Origin of the sequence: Neisseria sp. P0024.S006, from assembly GCF_051956595.1 — a bacterium.
Taxonomy (GTDB): domain Bacteria; phylum Pseudomonadota; class Gammaproteobacteria; order Burkholderiales; family Neisseriaceae; genus Neisseria.
Window position 1 is genome coordinate 1 of record NZ_JBQCXH010000005.1, and the last position, 24,107, is coordinate 24,107.

The 24,107-nt window shown below is 50.0% G+C and carries 23 protein-coding genes and 3 tRNA genes; 22 read left to right on the top strand and 4 right to left on the bottom strand.

Features of this window, described 5'->3' with window-relative positions; all coding sequences use genetic code 11:
* Nucleotides 1-818 precede the first annotated feature (818 nt).
* The gene (locus ACTHUF_RS09505) at nucleotides 819-1,115 is read right to left on the bottom strand and encodes a hypothetical protein (protein ID WP_315095200.1); all 297 of its coding nucleotides are present in this window, start codon (nucleotides 1,113-1,115) and stop codon (nucleotides 819-821) included.
* On the opposite strand from ACTHUF_RS09505, the gene pyrB reads away from it, so the two are divergent.
* The 5 genes from pyrB (at nucleotide 1,114) to ACTHUF_RS09530 (ending at nucleotide 4,650) form a co-directional block, all read left to right on the top strand.
* Complete coding sequence (pyrB, locus tag ACTHUF_RS09510) at nucleotides 1,114-2,034, top strand: aspartate carbamoyltransferase (RefSeq protein WP_049322220.1); 921 nt, start codon at nucleotides 1,114-1,116, stop codon at nucleotides 2,032-2,034. The two genes, ACTHUF_RS09505 and pyrB, sit on opposite strands and share 2 nt — an antisense overlap.
* A 10-nt stretch (nucleotides 2,035-2,044) precedes the next feature.
* On the top strand, nucleotides 2,045-2,503 hold the full coding sequence (pyrI, locus tag ACTHUF_RS09515) for an aspartate carbamoyltransferase regulatory subunit (RefSeq protein WP_315095198.1): 459 nt from the start codon (nucleotides 2,045-2,047) through the stop codon (nucleotides 2,501-2,503).
* Between the two features lie 193 nt (nucleotides 2,504-2,696).
* Nucleotides 2,697-3,362, top strand: coding sequence for a hypothetical protein (locus ACTHUF_RS09520; protein WP_049348625.1), 666 nt, complete (start codon nucleotides 2,697-2,699; stop codon nucleotides 3,360-3,362).
* Between the two features lie 275 nt (nucleotides 3,363-3,637).
* Nucleotides 3,638-4,501, top strand: a complete 864-nt coding sequence (locus ACTHUF_RS09525) for a GNAT family N-acetyltransferase (RefSeq protein ID WP_070836923.1) — start codon at nucleotides 3,638-3,640, stop codon at nucleotides 4,499-4,501.
* Between the two features lie 23 nt (nucleotides 4,502-4,524).
* Nucleotides 4,525-4,650, top strand: coding sequence for a hypothetical protein (locus ACTHUF_RS09530; protein WP_269428978.1), 126 nt, complete (start codon nucleotides 4,525-4,527; stop codon nucleotides 4,648-4,650).
* Between the two features lie 65 nt (nucleotides 4,651-4,715).
* Here the strand turns inward: ACTHUF_RS09530 and ACTHUF_RS09535 are convergent, their stop codons facing one another.
* A complete protein-coding gene (locus ACTHUF_RS09535) occupies nucleotides 4,716-5,219 on the bottom strand; it encodes a hypothetical protein (RefSeq protein ID WP_070836924.1) in 504 nt (167 codons plus the stop codon).
* A 221-nt stretch (nucleotides 5,220-5,440) separates the two neighbouring features.
* On the opposite strand from ACTHUF_RS09535, the gene pyk reads away from it, so the two are divergent.
* Complete coding sequence (gene pyk / locus ACTHUF_RS09540) at nucleotides 5,441-6,913, top strand: pyruvate kinase (protein WP_049348624.1); 1,473 nt, start codon at nucleotides 5,441-5,443, stop codon at nucleotides 6,911-6,913.
* A gap of 176 nt (nucleotides 6,914-7,089) precedes the next feature.
* Entirely contained in the window at nucleotides 7,090-8,478 is a 1,389-nt protein-coding gene (locus ACTHUF_RS09545; protein WP_315095187.1) for an OmpP1/FadL family transporter, read from the top strand.
* A gap of 316 nt (nucleotides 8,479-8,794) precedes the next feature.
* Here the strand turns inward: ACTHUF_RS09545 and ACTHUF_RS09550 are convergent, their stop codons facing one another.
* Nucleotides 8,795-10,060 carry a LysM peptidoglycan-binding domain-containing protein gene (locus tag ACTHUF_RS09550; RefSeq protein WP_315095185.1) on the bottom strand — a complete coding sequence of 422 codons (1,266 nt, stop codon included), beginning with the start codon at nucleotides 10,058-10,060 and terminating at the stop codon, nucleotides 8,795-8,797.
* Between the two features lie 234 nt (nucleotides 10,061-10,294).
* Between ACTHUF_RS09550 and def the strand changes: the two genes are divergently transcribed.
* The 10 genes from def (at nucleotide 10,295) to topA (ending at nucleotide 21,954) form a co-directional block, all read left to right on the top strand.
* Nucleotides 10,295-10,798 carry a peptide deformylase gene (gene def, locus ACTHUF_RS09555; RefSeq protein ID WP_315095183.1) on the top strand — a complete coding sequence of 168 codons (504 nt, stop codon included), beginning with the start codon at nucleotides 10,295-10,297 and terminating at the stop codon, nucleotides 10,796-10,798.
* Between the two features lie 135 nt (nucleotides 10,799-10,933).
* A complete protein-coding gene (gene fmt / locus ACTHUF_RS09560; RefSeq protein WP_315095181.1) occupies nucleotides 10,934-11,860 on the top strand; it encodes a methionyl-tRNA formyltransferase in 927 nt (308 codons plus the stop codon).
* Nucleotides 11,861-11,893: 33 nt separating this feature from the next.
* Nucleotides 11,894-12,412 (top strand): O-acetyl-ADP-ribose deacetylase, encoded by a 519-nt coding sequence (locus ACTHUF_RS09565; RefSeq protein ID WP_315095179.1) that lies wholly within the window; start codon nucleotides 11,894-11,896, stop codon nucleotides 12,410-12,412.
* A 46-nt stretch (nucleotides 12,413-12,458) separates the two neighbouring features.
* Nucleotides 12,459-13,718, top strand: coding sequence for a 16S rRNA (cytosine(967)-C(5))-methyltransferase RsmB (rsmB, locus tag ACTHUF_RS09570; protein WP_315095177.1), 1,260 nt, complete (start codon nucleotides 12,459-12,461; stop codon nucleotides 13,716-13,718).
* Nucleotides 13,684-14,277, top strand: a complete 594-nt coding sequence (locus ACTHUF_RS09575) for a DUF4390 domain-containing protein (protein ID WP_003749237.1) — start codon at nucleotides 13,684-13,686, stop codon at nucleotides 14,275-14,277. The genes rsmB and ACTHUF_RS09575 overlap by 35 nt, the downstream gene beginning before the upstream one ends.
* A 3-nt stretch (nucleotides 14,278-14,280) precedes the next feature.
* Nucleotides 14,281-16,407 (top strand): ATP-binding protein, encoded by a 2,127-nt coding sequence (locus tag ACTHUF_RS09580; protein WP_440407535.1) that lies wholly within the window; start codon nucleotides 14,281-14,283, stop codon nucleotides 16,405-16,407.
* Nucleotides 16,394-17,668 carry a sigma-54-dependent transcriptional regulator gene (locus ACTHUF_RS09585; protein WP_049322232.1) on the top strand — a complete coding sequence of 425 codons (1,275 nt, stop codon included), beginning with the start codon at nucleotides 16,394-16,396 and terminating at the stop codon, nucleotides 17,666-17,668. The genes ACTHUF_RS09580 and ACTHUF_RS09585 overlap by 14 nt, the downstream gene beginning before the upstream one ends.
* A 234-nt stretch (nucleotides 17,669-17,902) precedes the next feature.
* A complete protein-coding gene (gene dprA / locus ACTHUF_RS09590; protein WP_314553730.1) occupies nucleotides 17,903-19,093 on the top strand; it encodes a DNA-processing protein DprA in 1,191 nt (396 codons plus the stop codon).
* A gap of 25 nt (nucleotides 19,094-19,118) precedes the next feature.
* Nucleotides 19,119-19,574, top strand: a complete 456-nt coding sequence (locus ACTHUF_RS09595; protein WP_003749244.1) for a DUF494 family protein — start codon at nucleotides 19,119-19,121, stop codon at nucleotides 19,572-19,574.
* A gap of 73 nt (nucleotides 19,575-19,647) precedes the next feature.
* Nucleotides 19,648-21,954, top strand: a complete 2,307-nt coding sequence (gene topA, locus ACTHUF_RS09600) for a type I DNA topoisomerase (protein ID WP_315095170.1) — start codon at nucleotides 19,648-19,650, stop codon at nucleotides 21,952-21,954.
* Nucleotides 21,955-22,067: 113 nt separating this feature from the next.
* Here topA and ACTHUF_RS09605 read toward each other — a convergent pair whose 3' ends face one another.
* Nucleotides 22,068-22,418 carry a hypothetical protein gene (locus tag ACTHUF_RS09605; RefSeq protein ID WP_081948020.1) on the bottom strand — a complete coding sequence of 117 codons (351 nt, stop codon included), beginning with the start codon at nucleotides 22,416-22,418 and terminating at the stop codon, nucleotides 22,068-22,070.
* Nucleotides 22,419-22,784: 366 nt separating this feature from the next.
* On the opposite strand from ACTHUF_RS09605, the gene rsmD reads away from it, so the two are divergent.
* The 5 genes from rsmD (at nucleotide 22,785) to ACTHUF_RS09630 (ending at nucleotide 24,102) form a co-directional block, all read left to right on the top strand.
* Nucleotides 22,785-23,357: a 16S rRNA (guanine(966)-N(2))-methyltransferase RsmD gene (rsmD, locus tag ACTHUF_RS09610; protein ID WP_315095167.1), complete on the top strand. Its 573-nt coding sequence runs from the start codon at nucleotides 22,785-22,787 to the stop codon at nucleotides 23,355-23,357.
* A 122-nt stretch (nucleotides 23,358-23,479) separates the two neighbouring features.
* Nucleotides 23,480-23,731 carry a YfhL family 4Fe-4S dicluster ferredoxin gene (locus tag ACTHUF_RS09615; RefSeq protein ID WP_003679513.1) on the top strand — a complete coding sequence of 84 codons (252 nt, stop codon included), beginning with the start codon at nucleotides 23,480-23,482 and terminating at the stop codon, nucleotides 23,729-23,731.
* A 98-nt stretch (nucleotides 23,732-23,829) separates the two neighbouring features.
* Nucleotides 23,830-23,913, top strand: a tRNA-Tyr gene (locus ACTHUF_RS09620).
* Nucleotides 23,914-23,944: 31 nt separating this feature from the next.
* A tRNA-Gly gene (locus tag ACTHUF_RS09625) sits at nucleotides 23,945-24,018 on the top strand.
* A 9-nt stretch (nucleotides 24,019-24,027) separates the two neighbouring features.
* A tRNA-Thr gene (locus ACTHUF_RS09630) sits at nucleotides 24,028-24,102 on the top strand.
* Nucleotides 24,103-24,107: the final 5 nt, after the last annotated feature.

The window sequence follows — 24,107 nt, forward strand, 5'->3', positions numbered from 1 at the left end:
GGCAGCTGTGCGGACGGTGAGGAGATATTTAGGGGTAATGATGCGGAGTGTAAGCCTTTTATGGGGTAGAAATCTGATAGAAAGGGGGGGAGGCGGATAAAGAAAAAAGGACGTGCGCGGGTACGTCTTTTGGTAGGCTGCTCTCAACCTCGAGTACTGCATTATTGTCTTAACCCGTTTTATTATTTTGACGAACTGAATATTTCAAATCCAGTACCTTATGCTGACACTGCAACCAGCCGGCGGAAGGTAATGCCCTGGTCAGAACTATTGGGAATTAACTGTAAACTGAGCGGAAAAGTTTAAAAGTAGAGAAAGCGGTAGTTTAAGTTATTGATGCAACATTATTCAGACGGCCCGGGCGGTCATGGGTAAGGACAATAAAAGATAAAGGCTGCAGACAAATTACACCAAGCAAAGATAGCATTGTCTGCAGGGTAAAAGCTGGTTGATACAGCAAACAGATATCTGTATCTATTTTGAAAGGCTATATCGAGAAACTGCACATCACTCCGTCAATGTTGACGAGATAAGGTATGGCAGAAGGTTCGATCAAAGGCTACGGCAGCAAAACAGATGGCACCTAGAAAAACATCAGCTACAGACCTGCATTATCGCAAAGCCCTTTGCAACAACTCATCGACGGAAACGCAAATCAAACACAACCGAATATTTGTTGAAAAACCCGTTATGTAGTTGAACAAAGCTTTGTTACGTTTCACTGTAAATCAGGCTGTGAACCTAATTTGCTTTAGGCAACATGGGTGTGCAACGCTATTCGAAAGCGATATGTTTGAATCGTTGAACCGGTTAACAGCTTACTTGCGCTTGTTTGCTCCTACAAGATGCGAGTATTGGGAAGATAAAAGGAAACTGTCAAATCCCTGTGTTTGAATTTTGGCTGTTGGGGATGAAGGATTTTTTGCAAAGGTATCAGGCCGTCTGAAAACTTGATAGAAGCAGTTGTCTGTTAAATATGCGATAATGCGGGAGATTTCATGGGTGTGGTAGAAACATGGTTGAGACTGTCCGGTTGGAATCATGCCGGACAACGATGGAATCGGTTTGCTTGAAACGCCCGCTTTGCGGGTTTTTTTATGGGAAGGAATGGTCATGCCTAATCCGCTTTATCGGCAACATATTATTTCAATTTCAGATTTGACGACGGAGCAGCTCGAATTGCTGCTTCAGACGGCCTTGAAGTTGAAAAAGCAGCCTCGTGAAGATTTGCTTGAAGGCAAGTTGATTGGTTCGTGCTTTTTTGAACCGTCCACCCGTACGCGTTTGTCTTTTGAAACGGCGGTACAGCGTTTGGGTGGGAAAGTTATCGGTTTTTCTGATGGCGCGAATACCAGTGCGAAAAAGGGTGAAACGCTTGCGGATACAGCGAGGATTATTTCCAGCTATACGGATGCGATTATTCAGCGACACCCGAAAGACGGTGCGGCCCGTGTGGCAGCCGAGTTTTCGAGCGTGCCCGTGATTAATGCCGGCGATGGTACCAACCAACATCCGAGTCAGACGCTTTTGGACTTGGTAACGATTTATGAAACGCAGGGCAGTTTGAGCAATTTGAAGATTGCGATGGCCGGTGATTTGAAATATGGCCGTACGGTACATTCATTATGTCAGGCGCTGAAGCGTTGGGGTTGTGAATTTGCTTTTGTTTCCCCTCCCAGCTTGGCGATGCCGGACTATATCACTGAAGAGCTGGAAGAGGCCGGTTGCCCTTATCAAATTTTGCCCGGCTTGGAAGAAGCGGTCGAATGGGCGGATATTTTGTACATGACCCGCGTTCAGCGCGAACGTTTTGATGAGCAGGAATTTGCCAAAATCCAGGGTAAATTCAATCTTGATGCGTCAATGCTGGCAAATGCCAAACCCAATTTGCGCGTCTTGCATCCTTTACCGAGGGTAGATGAAATTCATCCGAATGTGGATAAAACACCTCATGCCTATTATTTTGAACAGGCAACCAACGGTGTGTATGCACGGATGGCGATTTTGTCTTTGGTATTGAACGAAGAAGTTTAAGGAGCGAAAGATGGAAAACTCAAAACTCAGCGTGGAAGCGATCGAACAAGGTACGGTCATTGACCATATTCCTGCCGGTAAGGGCTTGGCCATTTTAAGGCAGTTCAAACTGCTGCATTATGGCAATGCAGTAACGGTCGGCTTCAATTTGCCCAGCAAAACGCAGGGCAGCAAAGACATTATTAAAATCAGCGGCGTATGGTTGGATGCCAATGCGGCAAACCGTTTGGCTTTGTTTGCCCCTGAAGCAGTGGTCAACAAAATCGATCGGTTTAAGGTCGTTGAGAAACAGCATTTATCATTGCCGGATGAAATTTCGGAGGTATTCCGCTGTCCGAATACCAATTGCGCCAGTCATGGCGAGCCGGTCATCAGCCGTTTTTATGTCCGCTCACATCATGGGCAGACGCGTTTGAAATGTCATTATTGCGAAAAAACCTTCTCGCGTGATTCGGTTGCCGAAACCTGATAAAAATCTCAGGCCGTCTGAAGACACGGCTGCGAAGTTTGAGTTGCTTGCTTGATACATTAGATGATAAAAAGCAAGATATTAAGCCAAGTTGCGTTAAAATTACGTTAAAATAATGCCTTCCGGGTTGATGACATTATTCGCCCGAAAGGCATTATTTTTTAATAACATGATACGAAATGTAGGAAAACTCATGCACTCATCCATACAAAGCCGGTTTGCCCCAATTTTATACGTCTTGATTTTCTTTGCCGGATTTTTAGCCGCACAAGTTTGGTTTAATCAGCAAGCCTATTTGGCCAATCTTCCCCTTTTGGTTACAGCCATTTCTGCCGTTGCATTTGTTTGGTTGATTTGGGCCGTCGTATCTGCGCGATCCAAAGCTAAAAGCAAGATGTTGCACCGTGAGCAGCTGATTCAAAAAGAGAGCATTCATCCGGTTTTACATGCGACGTTGCAGCGTTCTGACGGTCAAACGGATTTATTGGTTTTGGTTGTCCGCAATAGCGGTAAGGGCTTGGCGAAGAATGTGCGCTTTGAGGCAGAGCCTTTGCCGGATCACTTGCCGAGCAAGTTGGTTGCCGATGCAGTGATGCAGTTGGAGATGTTTTCCGGCGGCGTGGATATGCTGGCATCGGGAGAATTGTATGGCGGCGTGTTTGCAAGCATGTTGGCGCTGGCTGCCGAATTGCCGGACCAAACATTTGGCGGTGTGTTGAAACTGAAAGCCACTTATGAAAATGCCTTTGGCGATCAATGCACTTCAGAAAGCGTCTTGGATTTGAGCATACTGAATTTCAATCTGTCGGAAATTAAATCCGGCGGCGAGCAAAAGCCCCGTAAGAAATTGTTGTATTGATGTGTAGGATATGCAGGCCGTCTGAAACCGAAATACTTGGTTTCAGACGGCCTGTTGTTATTTTTCAAATGATTTTTGAAGAAAAAGAGGCGTATCGGGTATAATAATCAAAGAATTCGAAACGGATGCCAGGATCGGCAAGGCCGTCTTATCATTGTTTCAGTTCAAAACTTTACTGATATTTTTTCAATCATCTGTTGCTATGTATCGGAACTTTTTCTGATGTCGGCAGCGGCGAAATATTCCTTCAGCCATTTACTTTCAGGAAGCTGCTTATGTTAGTGTGTAATCCTTATGAAGTTGTGATCCATGGTACAACCAGCAAAGGCAAGATTTTCCGACCAAGCGACTGGGCGGAGCGCCTGTGCGGTATTTTGTCTTCCTTCACCAAAGACAACCGCCTTTCCTATTCGAATTGGGTGCGCCCGATTTTGGTGGACAATGTCCGTTGTGTGGCAGTCGATAAAAAACTGGAAGAAGACAATCCGCAAATGTTCCGTTTCTTGATGGATTTTGCAGCGGATAACGATTTGCGCGTGATTGACTGCAAAGCCTTACTCAAAGAGCAGGAAAGCAAGCAGCAGGGCGAAGTGCCGGTCGAGCGCGTTTTGTTGGCGCAGGCGATTGAAGAAAAACACGCCGCCGAGCGTGCGGAAGCGGCCGATACCCAGCCCGAGCCTCAAGCTGCCGCGCCAGTGGTCGGTGTATTGCGTGAAATTCCGCCGGAAGAAACTGCGACCGCTTTTGCGGCATTGAGCATTTTGCGTTCTTCTTTGACCGATATCCACCGTTTTGTCGAACAAATCAACGAGCATCAGCGTAAAACCGGCTACCGCCTGCTGGGCATTTTTGAAGAAGGCAAACAAAATGCCGTAGCCGTATGCGGTTTCCATGCCGCGTACAACTTGGCCAGCGGTTACCATATCCATATTGACGACATCGTAACCATGCCTCAATGCCGCCAAAAAGGCTATGCTTCACGCTTGTTGGAAGAAGTACGCAAAATCGGTGCGGAAACCGGCGCGACCAAAATTCATCTTAATGTCCATGTGAACCATGACCGCGCAGATGCGCATCGTCTCTACTTCAAAAACGGATTTGAAATTTGCGCCTACCATTTCCGTTGCGATCCGAAATAATGGTTGTAGAAAGAGGGAATTTTATGTTGAAGATTTTGACTGCGGCTGTTTTGGCACTGAGTTTGGCGGCCTGCGCATCAGGCAGCGGAGGCAGCTCGCAAATGTATGGCGAGATTAAGGCCGGTGTAGAAACCAGCCATCAACGTTGAGATATATAATGACAAGGCCGTCTGAAATAGGTTTTTCTGTTTCAGACGGCCTTTTTGCAGCTTAATTAGAGGGTAGCGGAGGTATCGTCGGTGGCAACAGTCCGATGCAGGCGATACCAATTGTACAGGCGCAAGATGCACAAGAAAGCAATAATGGGCATGCAGGCTGCGGTAACCAGATAACGCGGGTTGCTGAAGTTTAAAACATTGTGACCGGAAAGTAGCGACAAAGCGGCATGCAACCATTCCCACAAAGACGAAATGCTGAATGCCAAAACAGCCAACAGGCCGAGGGTTCGGAAAATACCGATGGGCAGGATTTGTCGGCGCAATACGGCGCGGTTGAGTTGGAACAAAACAATCAAACCGAAGCCGATGATGCAGACCATGCCGCCGTTGGCGATGATTTGCAGGCTGTTGAAGGCGATGTCGGGCGTAACGGAAAGCGTGCCGGACTGGTTGGATGCAGTTTGTTGCAAGTTTAAGCCTTGCATCACATTCAGGACGAAACCGTATATCAGGTCGGCCAAAACGATGCCGATGGGCAGAGGAGTCAGAAAACGTTTCATGGATCGGTCGGATATTTCAGTATTCTATTCGGATGAGTGAGGCCGTCTGAAAATTAAACATGACGACGTGAGGGTATATTGTATCCGATAGGAAAGTAGGTTAATGCAAAAATAAATTTAGTTTAAGTCAGAAAATGATGTAATTTTACGCCAACATTATTGCATTAAGAGTACAATCCTCTTCATTATCAAACGTGAAATCAACAGGAAAGGACGTTTACATGAGCCAATTGCAACGTGATTTAACCCGTATCAGCCACAATACCAAAATTGTCGCCACACTGGGTCCGGGCAGCAACAATGTACAATTGTTGGAAGACATGATCCGTGTCGGCGGCCTTAATGTCGTCCGTTTCAATTTCAGCCACGGTACGCCGGAGTTTCATGAAGAAAATGCCCGTATCGTACGCGAAGCCGCGAAACGTGCGGGTCAGGAAATCGCCATTCTTGCCGACTTACAAGGGCCTAAAATCCGCGTGGGCAAAATTGCCGGCGGCAGCATCGAGCTGAATAAGGGTGAAACCTTGATTTTAGATGCTGCGCTTGAAGGCGAAGGCACACGCGAAGCGGTTGGCCTGGACTACCGCGATTTGCCCAATGACGTCGCTGCCGGCGATGTTTTGTGGCTGGACGACGGCCTGTTGACTTTGACCGTTGAAGCGGTTGAAGGAAGTAAGATTATTACAAGGGTAGAAAACAGCCATGTGCTGAAAAGTAACAAAGGTATCAATAAACGCGGCGGCGGCCTGTCTGCCGGTGCATTGACCGAAAAAGACTTCCGCGACTTGAAAACCGCGATTGCCATCGGTTGCGACTACTTGGCCATCAGCTTTGTGAAATCTGCCGAAGATTTGCACATCGCACGCGCCAAAGTCGAAGAAGAAATGAAAGGCAGTACAGCTGTACGCCCCGGTTTGGTTTCCAAAATCGAGCGCGTAGAAGCCATTGAAAATCTGGACGAAATCATTCTTGCCAGCGACGGTATTATGGTTGCCCGCGGCGACTTGGCAGTGGAAGTCGGCCATGCCGCCGTACCTGCCCTGCAAAAACGCATGATCCGCCGCGCCCGTGAGTTGCGCCGCTTCAGCATCACCGCAACTCAAATGATGGAATCCATGATTACCAACCCCGTACCGACCCGCGCGGAAGTCAGCGATGTGGCCAACGCAGTATTGGACGGTACCGATGCGGTGATGTGTTCCGCCGAAACCGCCGTCGGCGCGTATCCGTTTGAAACCGTCAGCCAAATGGCGATTATTTGTGCGGCAGCGGAAAAAGAACAAGATTCGCTCAACGGCGTTGCCGAACAGGTCGAGTATCCCGAAGCCGTCAGCACTAATTTGGCGATTGCCGGCGGCGCGGTCAGCGTGGCGCGCGCAGTTCACGCCAAAGCCATCGTTGCCCTGACTGAAAGCGGTTCGACCGCCTTCGAAGTCAGCCGCCACAACATCACTCTGCCGATTTTTGCCCTGACGCCGAGTGTTTCAGCGCAACGCCGCATGGCGATGTACCGCGGCGTGCGTCCGTTGATTTTGGCAACCAGTACCGACCACGATACCGCGCTGAACGAAGTGGAAGCCATGTTGGTAGAACACAAAATCCTCCAAAGCGGCGACCAATACATCATTACCAGCGGTTCGAAAATGCGCGAATCCGGTTCGACCAATACGCTGGAAGTGTTGCAGGTCAAATAATTGCAGTGATCCTATGATTGGAAGAGCAGGCTGTTTTAGCCTGCTTTTTTTGTGTAAAAAAAGAAAAGATTAGGCAAAAATAATGATGTAGTATAGAATTGAGTGCCTATACTAAATCAATAAAGGACGTTTCAGACGGCCTTTTTCTTTGTCCGCTACTTTCACGGTAAACCAAAATGATTCATTTCAATTTGAAAAAAACAGCATTTATTTTAAGCGCAGCACTGTTATCTACCGCCGTCCAGGCCTCCGGCTACCACTTCGGCACACAATCCGTTAACGCACAAGGCACGGCCAACGCCGCCGCCGCCGAAGCCGCCGATGCATCAACCATTTTCTACAACCCGGCCGGTTTGAGCAAAATCGACAGCAGCCAAATTTCCGTCAACGCCAATATCGTTTTTCCAAGCATTCACTATGAGGCGGAATCTGCCACCGACTTTACCGGCATTCCCGTCCAAGGTTCGAAAAGTGGCAAAATCACCAAAACCACGATTGCACCCCACATCTACGGCGCGTACAAAGCCAGCGACGATGTCACTTTGGGTTTGGGCGTGTACGTTCCCTTCGGCTCTGCAACCGAATATGAAAAAGATTCCGTATTGCGCCACAACATCAACAAACTGGGTTTGACTACCATTGCCATCGAGCCGGTAGTCGCATGGAAACTAAACGACCGCTATTCCTTCGGCGCAGGCATCATCGCCCAACATACTTCCGCCGAACTACGCAAATATGCCGACTGGGGTATCCAGCAAAAAGCAAAGGCAAAAGCTTCCGGTAAACCGGATGCCGCCATTGCTGCCGCCATTCAGGCTGACGGTCATGCTGATGTAAAAGGCCACGATTGGGGTTTCGGCTATCAACTGGCGTGGATGTGGGACATCAACGATCGCGCACGCGTGGGTGTGAACTATCGTTCCAAAGTATCGCATACGTTGAAAGGCACTGCCGATTGGGAAGCGGACGGTGCAGATGCAAAACGCGCTTGGGATTTAATAACTAAGCTCGGTTATGTGCCGAACGAAAAAGCCAGCGTCAAAATCGTCACGCCTGAGTCTTTATCCGTTCACGGTATGTACCGCGCCACCGACAAAACCAATTTGTTCGGCGATGTGACTTGGACGCGCCACAGCCGCTTCAACAAAGCCGAGCTGGTGTTTGAAAACAATAAGAGTGTGATTAATGGCAAACGTGACCGTACCGTCATCACGCCTAACTGGCGCAACACTTATAAAGTTGCATTCGGCGGCTCTTACCAAGTTACCGAACCATTGCAACTGCGTGCCGGTATCGCTTTCGACAAATCGCCGGTTAAAAGCGCCGAAGACCGCATGAACAGCCTGCCTGACGGCAACCGTATCTGGTTCTCCGTCGGTGCCAAATATCAACTGGGTAAAAACCATGTCATCGATGCGGCGTACAGCCATATCCACATCAATGACACGGTTTACCGCGCCGGCAAAGCCAGCGGCAACGACGTGGACAGCCGCGGCGCATCCTCTGCACGCTTCAAAAACAAAGCGGACATCTTGGGCTTGCAATACACTTACAAATTCAAATAATCGGATTTGAGTGGTGGATAAAAAGGCCGTCTGAAGATTTCAGACGGCCTTTTTGATTGGCAGGAACAGATGGAACAATCAACAGGTAATAAATAGCGTGTTGGGCTTTCCATATTGCTGATTGGAATGGCAGAACGGGAAAACAATAGAAAAGGGGAGCAGCCGATTAAAGGCTGGAGACATGAGATGCTGTTTACGCTTTAAAACAACGTGCTACAGATTTTATTTATTCTGATGGGCAGCAATCAAAAGGCCGTCTGAAAAAACAGGTTTTCAGACGGCCTTTGTTTGCCGAATCGCTGCTAAAAAAGCTCAATCAGCTGCGGACTTCCAGTTCGATTTCTCTTTCTTGTTCGTCTTCAGCCGGTTTGTCCATGGTTTTTTCATCGGCCATATTGTCCAAATCGCGGCCGGGCTCGGAGGCGGTATCGCCGATGGAAACGCTGTTCAGGCTTTCCAAAATAATGGCGGATGCCAGATGGTCGGATGTGCGGTACACCATTGCCAAACCGATTTCTTCCGCCGGAATGGAAACCAATTCAACCGTATCTTTGTCTTTCGGCTTGCGAATCAGGTTGTTGGACAGATTGACACGGACTTGGCGGCCGCGTTTGTAGAGGCTGACCACCGTGCCTTTGTCCAAGCCGTCGAGTTCGCCTTTATCCAAAGTAATGGTTTGGAACTGGCCGGCTTCGCCCACGCCGTCGAAGATGGAAACGACTTTGGCCTGAATCGGACGGGCAGGGGCGTGAGGCATCACATTGAAGCTGTCGAGGCCTTCTGGCAGTTTCAGCAGATAGTCGTCTTTGCGGATTTCGGAAACGGCTTCTTCGATAACCAAAGGTTGCGCGGACTGGGTGCGCAGCTTCATGACTTTGTTGACTTGGGTGTAATACTCGTTGCTTTTGAGTTTTTCGTCAGAAGCGCGGGTACGGTGTTCCAATGCGGAGTCGGTGTAAGGCAGCGTGTTGGCGATGCCGCTGAACACGACTTCTTGGCCGAGGAATTTGCCGGTTTCCGGATCAGTGATGTTTTTATTGACGCGGTAGGTCAGGTAGCGGCCGGGTTCGGTCAGGCCGTATGCGTACACGCGGTTGCCTTGCGTGTAGAGGACGCGGTTGTCGGGGCCCGCAATCAGGCGCGGCGCGTTGGCGGTTTCTTCCGGAGCGATAATCTGCGGATGTTTCATGAACATACGGTAGAGGTTGACGTTGACAGTCGGAATACCGTAGCCGGAAGTTTCGCGTACGCGCGGATGCAGTTTGATCACGGGAATGCCGTCTGAACGGGTTTGGGCGTGCTCAAAACCCAGTCGCGGCTGGCCGTTGACGTAGCGTAAAACCAACACCTGACCCGGATAGATCAGATGCGGATTGCGGATGGCGTTGCGGTTGGCGCCCCAAAGGCGGTTCCATTGCCACGGGCTGTACAGATATTTGCCGGAAATGCCCCACAAGGTATCGCCGTTTTTAACGACGTAGCGTTGCGGCGCATTGGGTCGGATTTTTAAAGAAGCTGCCTGAGTGTGGGCAGAAATAGCCATGCCTGCTATGCAAAGCAGGGTTATAATACGTTGTTGCATAACCGTTCCCCTTGAAATCGGTTTGGTTTGTCTTCAGATGATAAACAGAGAAGGCCGGAGTTTGCGAAACTGCCGCCCATCCATCAATACGATAACGAACGGCCTCTGTCGCGCTATCTTAACATTTTTCGGCGTTATTTTAGCATTGAATGTTGCTGTCATGACAGGAGATTGTAGCGGCGGAATCCAAATCTGTATGAAAATCACACATCAGCTTTATAAAACGAGAATATTATGGCTTTACTGAACATCCTCCAATACCCTGACGAGCGTTTGCACACGGTCGCCAAACCTGTTGAAAAAATCAACGAGCGCATCCAGACATTGGTTGCCGATATGTTTGAAACCATGTACGAAGCACGCGGTATCGGCTTAGCGGCTACTCAGGTCGACGTACACGAGCGCATCGTCGTGATGGATTTAACCGAAGACCGCAGCGAGCCGCGCGTGTTCATCAATCCCGTCATTGTCGAAAAAGACGGCGAGACGACTTATGAAGAAGGCTGTCTGTCCGTGCCGGGCATTTACGATACCGTGACCCGTGCCGAGCGCGTCAAAGTTGAAGCCTTGAACGAAAAAGGCGAGAAATTCACGCTGGAAGCAGACGGCTTGCTGGCAATCTGCGTTCAGCACGAATTGGACCACCTGATGGGTATCGTGTTTGTCGAACACCTGTCGCAGCTGAAACAAGGCCGCATCAAAACCAAACTGAAAAAACGTCAGAAACACACCATCTGACCTATGCATCACTTAAAGGCCGTCTGAAAAGACAAAACAGAAGGCAGACTTCGGTTTTCAATCTTTCAGACGGCCTTTTCAGCTGAAACAGTTTGCCCAACGCGCCCATTCAAACCATTTCCACAAGGACACAATATGAAAGTCATCTTTGCCGGTACGCCCGATTTTGCCGCCACCGCCTTGAAAGCCATCGCCGCCGCAGGTTTTGAAATTCCGCTGGTGTTGACCCAGCCCGACCGACCCAAAGGCCGCGGCATGCAGTTGACCGCATCGCCGGTCAAACAGGCAGCCTTGGAATTGGGTTTGACCGTGGCGCAGCCGGAAAAGTTGCGCAATAACGCCGAAGCCCTGCAAATGCTCAAAGATACGGGCGCGGATGTGATGGTGGTGGCCGCGTATGGCTTGATTTTGCCGCAGGAAGTGTTGGATGCGCCCAAACACGGCTGCCTCAATATCCACGCCTCGCTGTTGCCCCGTTGGCGCGGCGCAGCACCGATTCAACGTGCGATTGAAGCCGGCGACGCAGAAACCGGCGTGTGCATCATGCAGATGGACATCGGCTTGGACACCGGCGCTGTGGTCAGCGAACACCGCTACGTCATCCAGCCTACGGATACCGCCAACGAAGTGCATGACGCGTTGATGGGTTTGGGCGCGGAAGCGATTGTTGCCGACTTGCAGCGACTACAGGCGGAAGGACGTCTGAATGCGGTCAAACAGCCTGAAGAAGGCGTTACCTATGCTCAAAAATTAAGCAAAGAAGAGGCGCGTATCGATTGGAACGAAAGCGCGGACATTATCGAGCGCAAAATCCGCGCCTTTAACCCCGTCCCTGCTGCGTGGGTCGAGTATCAAGGCAAACCGATGAAAATCTGGCGCGCCGAAGTTGTGGCCAAACAGGGTAAGGCAGGCGAAGTATTGTCTTGCACTTCAGACGGCCTGCTGGTGGCGTGCGGTGAAAACGCGCTGAACATCACCGAATTGCAGCCTTCCGGCAGCAAACGCATGAGCATACAGGCATTTGCGGCAGGCCGGACGATTGAAGTCGGAACGGTTTTGTAACAGGCTGGAAATCAACACAGAGGAAAGAAAACAATGGCTGTTTTTGAAGTGGTCGAGGGCGATATTACCCGATTAGCAGTCGATGCGATTGTCAATGCCGCCAATTCATCGCTGTTGGGTGGTGGTGGCGTAGACGGTGCGATACACCGCGCCGCGGGCAAAGAGCTGCTGGAGGAGTGCCGTACTTTGGGCGGTTGCCGCACAGGCGAAGCCAAAATAACCAAAGGCTATCGTTTGCCTGCGCGTTTTGTCATCCACACGGTCGGGCCGGTATGGTTTGGCGGACAGCAAAATGAAGAGGCCAAATTGGCACAATCCTACGCCAATTCCTTGCTGCTTGCCCAGAAACACGATCTCCACAGCATCGCCTTTCCGTGCATCAGCACCGGTGTGTACCGCTTTCCGGCCGAAGCCGCCGCACGTATTGCTTTGGAGAGTTTGAAACAAACCCTGCCGCAATGTCCGGCAGTGGAAAAAATCATCTTTTGCTGTTTTTCCAAAGCAGATGCCGAATATTATCGGGCATTGCTGGCAGCCGAACAGGCCGTCTGAAATTCTCCGAACACTTGAAATCAAATATGAATCAGAAAGCAAAAATATGAGTATGTCCCTCGCCCAAAAACTGGCCGCCGACAGCGTTGCCGCGGTTGCCGAAGGGCGCAATCTTCAGGATGTTTTGGCGGAAATCCGCGCGGCGCATCCGCAGCTGACGGCGCAGGAAAACGGCGCGTTGCAGGATATTGCCTACGGTTGCCAACGTTATTTGGGCAGTTTGAAGCACATGCTTGGTCAAATGCTGAAGAAGCCGATTGACAATCCGCAGCTTGAAAGCCTGCTTTTGGCGGCGATGTACCAACTGCATTACACGCGTAATGCCCCTCATGCCGTGGTCAATGAGGCGGTGGAAAGCATTGCCAAAATCGGCCGCGGCCAGTTCCGCTCGTTTGCCAATGCGATTTTGCGCCGCTTTTTGCGTGAACGCGACAAGCTCGCGGCTTCCTGCAAAAAAGACGATGTGGCGAAACACAATTTGCCGCTGTGGTGGGTGGCTTACTTGAGAAACCATTATCCGAAACATTGGCACAACATTACTACCGCGCTGCAATCGCATCCGCCGATGACTTTGCGCGTCAACCGCCGACACGGCAATGCCGAAGGCTATTTGGAAAAACTGGCTGCGGAAGGTATTGCAGCCAGGGCGTTGGACGAATACGCCGTGATGTTGGAAGAAGCTGTGCCGGTAAGCCGCCTGCCCGGTTTTTCAGACGGCCTGGTGTCTGTGCAGGATTTTGGTGCGCAACGTGCTGCCTATTTGTTGAACCCGAAAGACGGCGAACGCATCCTCGATGCCTGTGCGGCGCCGGGCGGTAAGACAGGCCATATCTTGGAACTGGCAGATTGTCATGCTACCGCTTTGGATATAGACGAAGGCCGTCTGAACAGGGTGAAGAGCAATCTTGACCGTTTAGGCTTTCAGACGGTCTCTTTGGCTTGTGCCGATGCGCAGGACTTGGCGGCATGGTATGATGGTAAGGCCTTTGACGCTGTTTTGGCCGATGTGCCGTGTACTGCTTCGGGCGTGGCGCGGCGCAATCCCGACGTCAAATGGCTGCGCCGACCGACCGATGCCGTCAAAACCGCACGCCAACAGGAAGCATTATTAGACGCGCTGTGGCAGACCCTGACGAAAAACGGCAGGATGTTGCTGGCTACCTGCTCGGTCTTTGTCGAAGAAAACGACGGTCAATTGCAAAAATTCCTTAACCGCCATGCCGATGCCGAGCTGATCGAATCGCATGTGCTTTTACCGAACAAACATCAAGATGGCTTTTATTACGCGCTTATTAAAAAGCAGTAAAACGCTGATTGTACCACTCTTGCTCGCCGTGTCGCTGAACGCGGCGGGCGAGGGCATCAGTGCGACCCGTGCTGAGGCAAAGCTAACCCATGCCGGACAGCTTTCCGTCAGCAGCCGTTTCCGCACCGACCTGCCCGATCAGCTCAAAGAAGCACTCAAACAGGGTGTCCCCCTGCATTTCAATTTAAGTTGGCAGCTGTCGGCGCCGTCTGTGGCGTCTTATAAATTTAAGTTCGACCAGCTGCTCAACAACGACAGCACGATTCAATATAAATTATCCTTCCATCCGCTGACCAACCGCTATCGCGTTACCGTCGGTACGTTTTCTACCGAGTACGACACGCTTGAAGCCGCCTTGCGCGCAGTAGGCGCGGTTGCGAATTGGAAGGTTTTGTCCAAAGGTGCGCTGAGTGAAGTGGCCGCCAAAGACACGAAGGCTGAAATCCGCCTGCTGCTGACAACCGCCAAGCTGCCCAAACCGTTCCAAATCAATGCCCTGACTTCTAAAAATTGGCATTTGGATTCGGGTTGGAAATCCTTGTCGGTCGTGCAGGAGTAAACCATGCGCCGCTTTCTCCTGATTGTCGCTGTATTCGCCGTAGTTTTGTTGTACGGTCTGACTGTTGCAACGGGCAGCAGCAACGTATTGTCCGATTATTTCTGGTGGATTGTCGCCTTGTGCGGCTTGCTGTTGCTGGTGTTGGCCGCGGTGTTGGTGCGCTATGTCGTGCTTTTGATGCGCGACAACAGCAAAAGCGTGTTCGGTTCGCAGATTGCGCGTCGGCTGTCGGGGATGTTTACCTTGGTTGCCGTATTGCCGGGTGTGTTTTTGTTCGGTATTTCCGCCCAGTTTATTAACGGCACGATTAATTCTTGGTTTGGCAACGATACCCATGAGGCATTGGAGCGTAGCTTAAACTTGAGCAAATCCGCGCTGAACTTGGCGGTGGACAACGCGGTCAGCAACGCTACGCCGGTGCAAATCGATTTAATCAGCGCCGCTTCGCTGGACGGCGACTTGGGACAGACGCTGACCCAATCCGCGCCTACTTCCGAATTTGCCCAGCTGGCGCTTTATAACGCGACCACCCATAAAGCCGAGAAAAGCATCAATCCCCTGAAACTGAATCAACCGACGCTCAACAAAGAAGGATGGGAGCAGCTGGAGCAGACCGGCTCGGTACGCAGCTTGGAAAATATCGGCGGTGTACTGTATGCTCAAGGCTGGATGCTGATCGGTACGCATAAAAATCAGGATTATGCGTTGTTTTTCCGTCAGCCGATTCCGAAAGATGTTGCCCAAGATGCGACGCTGATTGAAGCGGCCCGCGCCAAATATGCCGAGCTGAGTTATACCAAAAAAGGCCTGCAAACCTTTTTCCTGTCCACGCTGTTGGTCGCGACATTGTTGGCCATCTTTTTGGCGTTGGTGATGGCTTTGTATTTTGCCCGCCGTTTTGTGGCGCCGGTGTTGTCGTTGGCAGAGGGCGCGCGGGCGGTGGCTCAGGGCGACTTCAGTCAGACCCGGCCGGTGTTCCGTAATGACGAGTTCGGCCGTTTGACCCAGTTGTTCAACCACATGACCGAGCAATTGGCGATTGCCAAAGAGGCGGACGAGCGCAACCGTTTGCGCGAAGAAGCCGCCCGCCATTATTTGGAATGCGTGTTGGAAAGTTTGACCACAGGCGTGATTACTTTGGATGCCGACGGCCGTCTGAAAACCTTTAACAAAGCCGCCGAACAGATTTTGGGCGTTTCGTTGGTGTCTTTGTGGGGAAGCAACTGGCATCAATGGCACGGCAAGTCGCCGCAGCAAACCCTGTTGGCCGATGTGTTTGCCGCCATCAATGAAACTGCCGACAGCGACAAACCCGTCCAAGTCGAATATGCCGCGCCCGACGATGCCCGAATCTTGTTGGGCAAAGCCACCATCCTGCCGGAAGACAACGATAACGGCGTGGTGATGGTGATTGATGACATTACCGTCTTGATACGCGCGCAAAAAGAGGCCGCATGGGGCGAAGTGGCGAAACGTTTGGCGCACGAAATCCGCAATCCGCTTACGCCCATCCAACTTTCCGCCGAGAGATTGGCATGGAAATTGCATGATAAACTTGACGAGCAAGACGCCCAAATCCTCAGCCGTTCAACCGATACCATCGTCAAACAGGTTGCCGCGCTAAAAGAAATGGTCGAAGCGTTCCGCAATTATGCGCGTGCGCCGTCGCTGAATTTAGAAAAACAAGATTTAAACGGTTTGGTGTCGGAAGTATTGGTATTATATGAGGCCGGCGCGTGCAAATTTAATGCACGGCTCAACACGGATGCCCTGCCGATTGCCGCCGATACGACGGCCATGCGCCAAGTGTTGCATAACCTATTTAAGAATGCCGCAGAAGCGGCGGAGTCGGACGAAGCGCCGCAAGTAAACATCGAAACAGGACGCGAAGGCGGACAGGTTTTCCTGACCGTCTGCAACAACGGCAAAAGTTTCAGCAAAGAAATGCTGCACAATGCTTTTGAGCCGTACGTTACCGACAAACCGACAGGAACGGGGCTGGGTTTGCCCGTTGTGAAAAAAATTATCGAGGAGCATGGCGGCCGCATCAGCCTGAGCAATCAGAACAGCGGCGGCGCGTGCGTCAAAATAGCTTTACCGGAAATGGCAGAAACTTATGCGAAGCAGTGATATTTTGATTGTAGATGATGAAGTAGGAATCCGCGACCTGCTCTCCGAAATCCTTCAAGACGAAGGCTATACCGTTACTTTGGCCGAAAATGCCGAAGAAGCGCGCCAATTGCGTTACCAAACGCGTCCGGCCATGGTGTTACTGGACATTTGGATGCCCGATTGCGACGGCATCACTTTGTTGAAAGAGTGGGCGAAAAACGGCCAACTCAATATGCCCGTGGTCATGATGAGCGGCCATGCCAGCATCGACACCGCGGTTGAAGCCACCAAAATCGGCGCGCTCGATTTTCTGGAAAAACCGATTGCCCTGCAAAAACTCTTGTCCGCAGTAGAACGCGCCTTGAAACATGGCGAAGTTCAGACGGCCTCCGGCATGACTTTGGACAAACTGGGCAACAGCCCCGTCATTCAAGAAATGAACGGCAGCATTGAAGCGGCCGCCAAACACAACCGCCCGCTGTTGTTGGCCGGTGAGGCAGGCTCGCCGTTTGAAATTGTTGCCCGCTATCTGCACAAAAGCGGTACGCCTTGGGTGGCAACCGACCGTGTCGAACACATTGTCGATACGCCGTTGGAGCTGTTGCAAAAAGCATCGGGCGGTATTTTGTATGTCGGCGATATTGCCCGTTACAGCAAAAACATCCAAAACGGCATCGCTTTCTTGCTAGAGAAAGCCGACCGCTACAATGTCCGTGTGATTGCTTCATGCGGCTTTAAACGCGGCGAGAGCGCCGATGACGTCGTTACCGGCCGACTGGCGGAGCTGTTGAAAGAGCGCATCAATATCCCTTCTTTGCGCAGCCAGCCGGACGACATCGTCTTTTTAATCAACCGCATCATGACCGATTTGGCCGAAAGTCAAAAAATCCAGCCGGTAAAATTCAGCGACAGCGCGTTGGTGGTTTTGCGCCAATACGATTGGCCGGGCAATTACGACCAGCTTGCCGAAACGGTGAAAAACATCATGTTGGAATCGGACGGCAAAGAAGTGAACGAGCAGGCCGTTGCCGCGGCTTTGGGTCAGAAGGAAAATGCAACGGCGACAGAAATCATCGGTGGCTTCAATTTCAATATGCCTTTGCGCGAATTGAGGGAAGAAGTCGAGCGCCGTTACTTTGAGTACCACATCGCCCAAGAAGGCCAAAATATGAGCCGCGTGGCGCAAAAGGTCGGTTTGGAGCGTACACACCTTTACCGCAAACTCAAACAACTCGGTATCAGCGTATCGCGCCGCAGCGCCGACAAATCCGAAGAATAAGCGCAATATCGGTTCAAACACAAAAGAGGCCGTCTGAAAGCCATCAGGTTTTTCAGACGGCATCGTCATTTGACGGTTTGCTTGGATAAGCAATATTTGATAAAGAATAATGATATGGCCCGGCATTGTTGTTTTGCATTTTGGGCCGACAAAAGTTTTATACCAATAAAATTTTCAGACGGCCTTAATTTACTTCAGGCCGTCTGAAAACCATTACGAAAAGGGAACAGATTGATGACGGAAAACGAGCGTTTTGCTTGGTTGCAACTGGCATTTACGCCCTATATCGGCGCAGAAAGTTTTTTGGTGCTGTTGCAGCAATTCGGTAGCGCACAAGCTGCCTTGAGTGCGCCGGCAGACAAAATTGCCGCCCTGGTACGCCATAAACAGGCGGCCGAGTCATGGCGCAATGCGGACAAACGGGCTTTGGCGCAGCAGTCTGCCGAAGCCGCTTTACAATGGGAAATGCAGGACGGTTGCCGTCTGTTGCTGCTGCAAGATGATGATTTCCCCGAAATGCTGATACAAGGCATTACCGCGCCGCCGGTCTTGTTTTTACGCGGTAATGCAGGGCTGCTGCACACACCTTCTGCTGCGATTGTCGGCAGCCGCCATGCCACGCCGCAGGCAATGCGGATTGCCAAAGATTTCGGGAGGGCGTTGAGTGAAAAAGGCATTCCTGTCGTATCGGGTATGGCTTCGGGTATCGATACCGCCGCCCATCAGGGGGCATTGCAGGCAGATGGCGGCACCATTGCCATCTGGGGAACCGGTATAGACCGCATTTACCCGCCGTCCAATAAAAACCTTGCTTATGAAATCGCTGAAAAAGGATTGATTGTCAGCGAGTTCCCTTTGGACACGCGTCCGTTTGCAGGCAACTTTCCGCGCCGCAACCGTCTGATTGCCGCGTTGTCTCAGCTGACATTGGTGGTCGAAGCGGCATTGGAGTCCGGCTCGTTGATTACTGCCAAGCTGGCGGCGGAGATGGGGCGCGAAGTGATGGCAGTACCCGGTTCGATAGACAATCCGCACAGCAAAGGCTGCCACAAGCTGATTAAAGACGGGGCAAAATTGGTGGAATGTTTGGACGATATTCTTCATGAGTGTCCGCAGCTATTGCAAAATACGCCTGTTCCATCATATTCTATAAATAAGACGGTCAAACCGAAAAACGATCAAACCGAACGTCTGCAACCCAAAACAATGGCGGATGAACCGCAAAGGCCGTCTGAAAACCCTCCTGCCGCCCCATCAACAAGCGCTTTATTGGAAGCAATGGGTTACGACCCGATACACCCCGATATTTTGGCGCAACAAACCAATACAGCGGCAGCAGACGTGTACGCACAGCTTTTGGAATACGAACTCGACGGTATCGTTGCCGCTTTGCCGGGCGGTCGTTACCAGCGCATCAAAGCATAAATTATCTATATCTTAAGGAACCAGCATGACCGAAGTCATTGCCTATTTAATCGAACACTTCCAAGATTTCGACAACTGTCCGCCTCCGGAAGATTTGGGTCGCCTGCTGGAAGATGCAGGTTTTGACGCTACGGAAATCGGCAATACATTGATGATGATGGAAGTCTTGTTCAATACGTCCGAATTCTATGCCGAGCCGTTTAACAGCGATTCCCTGCGCGTATTCTGCCGTGAGGAAGCTGAAAACCTGCCGCAGGAAGTCATGGGCTTGATGCAGTATCTGGTTGCCGAGCACGCAATTACTTACGAGCAGCGCGAAATCGTCATTCACGCCCTGATGCACATTCCATCGGACGAAATCACCCTCGATACCGCCAAAGTGTTGGTATTGCTGGTGTTGTGGATGCACAAGAGCGAGTTGCCCGTCCTGATTGGCGACGACTTGATGAGTGCGTTAACCGGACAAAACGTGATGCACTAAACCTTTTTTCAGACGGCCTCAATCATAAAGGCCGTCTGAAACATAAATCCAATACATCCAAAAGAGAACAACAATGGCGAAAAACCTATTAATCGTCGAATCCCCGTCCAAAGCCAAAACCCTGAAAAAATATCTGGGCGGTGATTTTGAAATTTTGGCGTCTTACGGCCACGTCCGCGATTTGGTTCCGAAAAGCGGAGCAGTCGATCCCGACAATGGCTTTGCCATGAAATATCAACTGATCAGCCGCAACAGCAAACACGTCGATGCCATCGTTGCCGGTGCCAAAGAAGCTGAAAACATCTACCTCGCAACCGACCCGGATAGGGAAGGCGAAGCCATTTCTTGGCATCTTTTGGAAATCCTCAAATCCAAACGCGGCTTGAAAAACATCAAGCCGCAGCGTGTCGTGTTCCACGAAATTACCAAAAACGCCGTACTTGATGCCGTCGCCCATCCGCGTGAAATCGAAATGGATTTGGTTGATGCGCAACAAGCCCGCCGCGCTTTGGACTATCTGGTTGGTTTCAACCTCTCGCCATTGTTGTGGAAAAAAATCCGCCGCGGTTTGAGCGCGGGCCGCGTGCAAAGCCCCGCCCTGCGTTTGATTTGCGAACGCGAAAACGAAATCCGCGCGTTTGAAGCGCAGGAATATTGGACGGTGCATCTCGACAGCCACAAAGGCCGCAGCAAGTTCACTGCCAAGCTCGCCCAATACAACGGCGCGAAACTCGAACAATTCGACCTGCCGAACGAAGCCGCGCAAGCCGACGTATTGAAAGAACTCGAAGGCAAAGAAGCCATCGTTACCGCTATCGAAAAGAAAAAGCGCAGCCGCAATCCCGCCGCGCCGTTCACCACATCCACCATGCAGCAGGATGCCGTGCGTAAACTCGGCTTCACCACCGACCGCACCATGCGTACCGCCCAGCAGCTTTACGAAGGTATAGACGTAGGGCAAGGCGCCATCGGTCTGATTACCTATATGCGTACCGACAGCGTGAATTTGGCTGATGAAGCGTTAACCGAAATCCGTCATTACATCGAAAACAAAATCGGCAAAGAATATCTGCCAAGCTCGGCCAAGCAGTACAAAACCAAATCCAAAAACGCTCAAGAAGCCCACGAAGCCATCCGTCCGACTTCCGTGTACCGCACGCCCGAAAGCGTCAAACCCTTCCTGAGCGCGGACCAGTTCAAACTCTATCAAATGATTTGGCAGCGCACCGTCGCCTGTCAGATGACGCCCGCCAAATTCGACCAAACTACCGTCGATATTATCGTCGGCAAAGGCGTATTCCGCGTAACCGGACAAGTGCAAACCTTCGCGGGTTTCCTCAGCGTTTACGAAGAAAGCAGCGACGATGAAGAGAGCGAAGACAGCAAAAAACTGCCCGAAATGAGCGAGGGCGATAAACTGCCCGTGGACAAACTCTACGGCGAACAACACTTCACTACCCCTCCGCCGCGCTACAACGAAGCCACGCTGGTTAAAGCCCTCGAAGAATACGGCATCGGCCGCCCCTCCACCTACGCCAGCATTATTTCCACGCTCAAAGACCGTGAATACGTTACCCTTGAGCAAAAACGCTTCATGCCCACCGACACAGGCGACATCGTCAATAAATTCCTGACCGAACACTTCGCCCAATATGTCGATTACCACTTTACCGCCAAACTCGAAGACCAGCTTGACGAAATTGCCAACGGCAAACGCCAATGGATCCCCGTGATGGACAAATTCTGGAAGCCGTTTATCAAGCAAGTGGAAGAAAAAGAGGGCATCGAACGCGCCAAATTTACCACGCAGGAACTCGACGAAACCTGCCCGAAATGCGGCGAACACAAACTGCAAATCAAGTTCGGCAAACTGGGCCGCTTCGTCGCCTGTGCCGGCTATCCCGAGTGCAGCTACACGCGCAACGTTAACGAAACCGCCGAAGAAGCCGCCGAGCGCATCGCCAAAGCGGAAGCAGAGCAAGCCGAACTCGACGGACGCGAATGCCCTAAATGCGGCGGTCGTTTAGTGTACAAATACAGCCGTACTGGCAGCAAATTCATCGGCTGCGCCAACTATCCGAAATGTAAACACGTCGAGCCGCTGGAAAAACCGAAAGATACCGGCGTCCAATGCCCGCAATGCAAAAAAGGCAACCTCGTCGAGCGCAAATCCCGCTACGGCAAACTGTTTTACAGTTGCAGCACCTATCCGGACTGTAACTACGCCACCTGGAACCCACCCATTGCAGAAACCTGTCCAAAATGCGCATGGCCGGTTTTAACCATCAAAACCACCAAACGCTGGGGCGTGGAAAAAGTCTGCCCGCAAAAAGAATGCGGCTGGAAAGAACAGATCGAACCGCCTGCACCGAAAGAGTAATTGGTTAAAGCTTAGATAGAAAAAGGCCGTCTGAAAAATGATTTTCAGACGGCCTTCTTTTAAATATTTTCAATTAAGCTAGAGAAGAATATCCATAAAGTTATGGAGATGGTTCAATAACATCCAAATTGGTTACAGGTTTTACTAAAATAATTGCCCTGAGAATTTCTTCCATTCATAAAAGTGGTATCTCCAATTCTTTGGGTGGTCATATCCCAAGAATTACCATTTGCTGCACGACCATTAGTATAAGTAGTGTTGCCAATATGCATACTTTCTTGAGACCAATTGCTTCCAGTTCGAGAATTATATCCATTTACATAGGTAGTATCGCCAATTGTTTGGATACTATAAGTATTCCCGCTATTGTCATTGCAAGTGTGAAATGAGTCACTTCCATAGCAAGCTGCGAAAGAAGAAACTGGTATTACAAGTAAAGTAAAAAGTAAGACGATATTTTTCATACAAAACCTCAATATTCATTATAGGTAATATGAAAATATAATATAAAAATATAATTTACTCAACTATATTTGATAATTTAACCATCCATATAAAAATCAAACTATTTTGAAGCAAGGAGGAAAAGTCGTTAGATATGTAAATAAAATAAAAAAGTGGGTGTTTGAAAAGTTGGAGATGTCTATAGGCATATTAGAATTTAGCCTTTGAAACAATTAACTTCTTTTATTTAGAACAAACTAAGGCCGTCTGAAAAATGATTTTCAGACGGCCTTTTTTGTATTGAAAGGATAGAGGGGAATACGGTTTGATGGCAGTTTCACTATATAATTAAGGCCGTCTGAAAACCCGGCATCTTTTTAAGAATTATGGCAAACAACAAACATTCCAAACACACCAATCAAGTACGCATCATAGGTGGGCAATGCAGGGGAAGAAAGTTAACTTTTCTGTCCGCAGATGGTCTGCGCCCGACGCCTGACAGCGTGCGTGAAAAACTGTTTAACTGGTTGGGTCAGGATTTAACCGGCAAAACAGTATTGGATTTATTCAGCGGTAGTGGTGCTTTGGGAATGGAGGCTGCTTCTCGTAATGCGGCAAAAGTGGTAATGGTCGATAACCACCGCCAAACTGTGCAAACACTTCAGAAAAATGTTCGTGAATTAGGCTTGAGGCAGGTGGAAATCGTGTGTTCAGACGGCATGGCTTATTTGACAAGGCCGTCTGAAAAATTTGATGTCGTGTTTCTTGATCCGCCGTTTGCATGGGAAGATTGGCAAAATCTGTTTATCCGATTGCAAAGCCACTTGAAAAATGGGGCAATGGTCTATATTGAAGCAGGGAAGCTGCCTGAAAAACCGGATTGGCTGGAAATTTATCGGGAAGGAAAGGCGGGAATGAGTAAGTTTGAATTGTTGCTCTATTCGCAAGTTGCTGAATAGTATGGAATTTGAGAATCATTCCCAAGGTGTAAAACATTCTTTCAAACAGATTGTTCCGACATCATTTGTGCTATAATCCGCGCCCAATCGGTTTTGATAATTTAAGAAAAAAGGAAATAGAAATGTCGCTCTTTATTACAGATGAGTGCATTAACTGCGATGTGTGCGAACCGGAATGCCCTAATGATGCCATTTCGCAAGGTGAAGAAATTTACGAAATCAATCCAAATTTGTGTACGCAATGCGTAGGCCATTACGATGAGCCGCAGTGCCAACAGGTATGTCCTGTCGACTGTATCTTGATCGATGAAGAACATCCTGAAACGCACGAAGAACTGATGGCCAAGTACGAAAAAATCATTCAGTTTAAGTAAATAATGTTTAAAAGCAAAAACTTGGATATTTTTAAAGAAATAAGTGAAAAAAAATCTTGACGGAAATCTGAGTTGCAAATAAACTAGCGTTCTCTTTTGGAGGGATTCCCGAGCGGTCAAAGGGGGCAGACTGTAAATCTGTTGCGTGAGCTTCGAAGGTTCGAATCCTTCTCCCTCCACCAAAAATTCTTACTTGGAGCAAATGGTGAGTATGCGGGTGTAGCTCAATGGTAGAGCAGAAGCCTTCCAAGCTTACGGTGAGGGTTCGATTCCCTTCACCCGCTCCAAACAATTTTGCCCATGTAGCTCAGGGGTAGAGCACTCCCTTGGTAAGGGAGAGGTCGGCAGTTCAAATCTGCCCATGGGCACCATCTCA